The organism is Streptomyces litchfieldiae, from assembly GCF_031845365.1.
GTDB classification, from domain to species: Bacteria; Actinomycetota; Actinomycetes; order Streptomycetales; family Streptomycetaceae; genus Streptomyces; species Streptomyces litchfieldiae.
This window is the reverse complement of record NZ_JAVREL010000049.1, coordinates 1-3,185: the sequence shown is the minus strand read 5'-3', so window position 1 is coordinate 3,185 and position 3,185 is coordinate 1. Positions and strand designations below refer to the sequence as shown.

The following is a 3,185-nucleotide window of genomic DNA, read 5'->3' as shown; positions in this document are numbered from 1 at the left end:
TGGTGTGTCTTCGTTTGTTGGTTGAGAATTGCACAGTGGACGCGAGCATCTGTGGCCAAGTTTTTAAGGGCGCACGGTGGATGCCTTGGTACCAGGAACCGATGAAGGACGTGGGAGGCCGCGATAGGCCCCGGGGAGCTGTCAACCGAGCTGTGATCCGGGGGTGTCCGAATGGGGAAACCCGGCAGTCGTTATGGGCTGTCACCTGCCGCTGAATGTATAGGCGGTGTGGAGGGAACGCGGGGAAGTGAAACATCTCAGTACCCGTAGGAAGAGAAAACAACCGTGATTCCGGGAGTAGTGGTGAGCGAAACCGGAGGAGGCTAAACCGTTTGTGTGTGATACCCGGCAGGGGTTGCGCGAGCGGGGTTGTGGGAGTGGACTTCAGTCGTCTGCCGGCGGCTGGGTGAGTCAGAAACCATTGCGGTAGTCGAAGGGCATGCGAAAGGCCTGGCGTAGAGGGTAAGACCCCCGTAGACGAAATCGTGATGGCTTGCTTGTCTGTTTCCCAAGTAGCACAGGGCCCGAGGAATCCTGTGTGAATCTGGCGGGACCACCCGTTAAGCCTAAATATTCCCTGGTGACCGATAGTGGATAGTACCGTGAGGGAATGGTGAAAAGTACCGCGGGAGCGGAGTGAAAGAGTACCTGAAACCGTGTGCCTACAAGCCGTGGGAGCGTCGCATGCCGGGACTTGTCCTGGTGTGTCGTGACTGCGTGCCTTTTGAAGAATGAGCCTGCGAGTTTGCGGTGTGTTGCGAGGTTAACCTGTTGGTGGGGAGCCGTAGCGAAAGCGAGTCCGAAGAGGGCGATTCAGTAGCATGCCCTAGACCCGAAGCGGGGTGATCTAGCCATGGGCAGGGTGAAGCGTGGGTAAGACTGCGTGGAGGCCCGAACCCACCAGAGTTGAAAATCTGGGGGATGACCTGTGGTTAGGGGTGAAAGGCCAATCAGACTCCGTGATAGCTGGTTCTCCCCGAAATGCATTTAGGTGCAGCGTCATGTGTTGCTTGTCGGAGGTAGAGCACTGGGTAGGTGATGGGCCTTACCGGGTTACTGACCTTAGCCAAACTCCGAATGCCGGCAAGTTGAGCATGGCAGTGAGACTGTGGGGGATAAGCTCCATGGTCGAGAGGGAAACAGCCCAGAGCATCGACTAAGGCCCCTAAGCGTGTGCTAAGTGGGAAAGGATGTGGAGTCGCAGAGACAGCCAGGAGGTTGGCTTAGAAGCAGCCATCCTTGAAAGAGTGCGTAATAGCTCACTGGTCGAGTGATTCTGCGCCGATAATGTAGCGGGGCTCAAGTACACCGCCGAAGTCGTGTCACCGCACTCTGTGTGGTGGGTAGGGGAGCGTCGTGTGCCGGGTGAAGCAGCCGCGTAAGCGTGTTGTGGACGGTTCGCGAGTGAGAATGCAGGCATGAGTAGCGATACACACGTGGGAAACGTGTGCGCCGATTGACTAAGGGTTCCTGGGTCAAGTTGATCTGCCCAGGGTAAGTCGGGGCCTAAGGCGAGGCCGACAGGCGTAGTCGATGGATAACCGGTTGATATTCCGGTACCCGCTGTGAAGCGCCAGCGCTGAATCTCCTGATGCTAAGCCCGTGAAGCCGCTGGTGATCCTTTCGGGGTGATCCAGAGTGGTGGAGCCGGTGGCCCGAGGGGGTAGTAGGTGAGTGATGGGGTGACGCAGGAAGGTAGTCCAGCCCGGGTGGTGGTTATTCCCGGGGTAAGGGTGTGGCCCGTCGTGCAGGTAAATCCGTGCGACATTAAGGGTGAGGCCTGATGCCGAGCCGATTGTGGTGAAGTGGATGATCCTATGCTGTCGAGAAAAGCCTCTAGCGATGTTTCATGGTGGCCCGTACCCGAAACCGACTCAGGTGGTCAGGTAGAGTATACCGAGGCGTTCGGGTGAACTATGGTTAAGGAACTCGGCAAATTGCCCCCGTAACTTCGGGAGAAGGGGGGCCGCTTCTGGTGATGGCATTTACTGCCGGAGCTGGGGGTGGCCGCAGAGACCAGCGAGAAGCGACTGTTTACTAAAAACACAGGTCCGTGCGAAGCTGTAAGGCGATGTATACGGACTGACGCCTGCCCGGTGCTGGAACGTTAAGGGGACCGGTTAGCTCCTTTGGGGCGAAGCTGGGAACTTAAGCGCCAGTAAACGGCGGTGGTAACTATAACCATCCTAAGGTAGCGAAATTCCTTGTCGGGTAAGTTCCGACCTGCACGAATGGCGTAACGACTTCTCGGCTGTCTCAACCATAGGCCCGGTGAAATTGCAGTACGAGTAAAGATGCTCGTTTCGCGCAGCAGGACGGAAAGACCCCGGGACCTTTACTATAGCTTGATATTGGTGTTCGGTTCGGTTTGTGTAGGATAGGTGGGAGACTGTGAAGCGCCGGCGCCAGCTGGTGTGGAGTCGTTGTTGAAATACCACTCTGATCGTGCTGGATGTCTAACCTGGGTCCGTGATCCGGATCGGGGACAGTGTCTGGTGGGTAGTTTAACTGGGGCGGTTGCCTCCTAAAGGGTAACGGAGGCGCCCAAAGGTTCCCTCAGCCTGGTTGGTTATCAGGTGGTGAGTGTAAGTGCACAAGGGAGCTTGACTGTGAGACTGGCGGGTCGAGCAGGTGCGAAAGCAGGGACTAGTGATCCGGCGGTGGCTTGTGGAAGCGCCGTCGCTCAACGGATAAAAGGTACCCCGGGGATAACAGGCTGATCTTCCCCAAGAGTCCGTATCGACGGGATGGTTTGGCACCTCGATGTCGGCTCGTCGCATCCTGGGGCTGGAGTTGGTCCCAAGGGTTGGGCTGTTCGCCCATTAAAGCGGTACGCGAGCTGGGTTTAGAACGTCGTGAGACAGTTCGGTCCCTATCCGCTGTGCGCGTTGGAGTCTTGAGAAGGGCTGTCCCTAGTACGAGAGGACCGGGACGGACGAACCTCTGGTGTGCCAGTTGTTCTGCCAAGGGCATGGCTGGTTGGCTACGTTCGGGAGGGATAACCGCTGAAAGCATCTAAGCGGGAAGCCTGCTTCGAGATGAGGACTCCCACCCACTTGATGGGGTAAGGCTCCCTGGAGACGACGGGGTTGATAGGCCGGAGATGGAAGCCCAGTGATGGGTGGAGTTGACCGGTACTAATAGGCCGAGGGCTTGTCCTCAGATGCTCGCGTCCACTGTGAATT

The 3,185-nt window shown here is 57.3% G+C and carries 1 rRNA gene; it reads left to right on the top strand.

From position 1 onward, the window contains the following. Window positions 1-53 precede the first annotated feature (53 nt). Window positions 54-3,161, top strand: a 23S ribosomal RNA gene (locus tag RM590_RS35280). The last annotated feature ends 24 nt before the right edge of the window (window positions 3,162-3,185 follow it).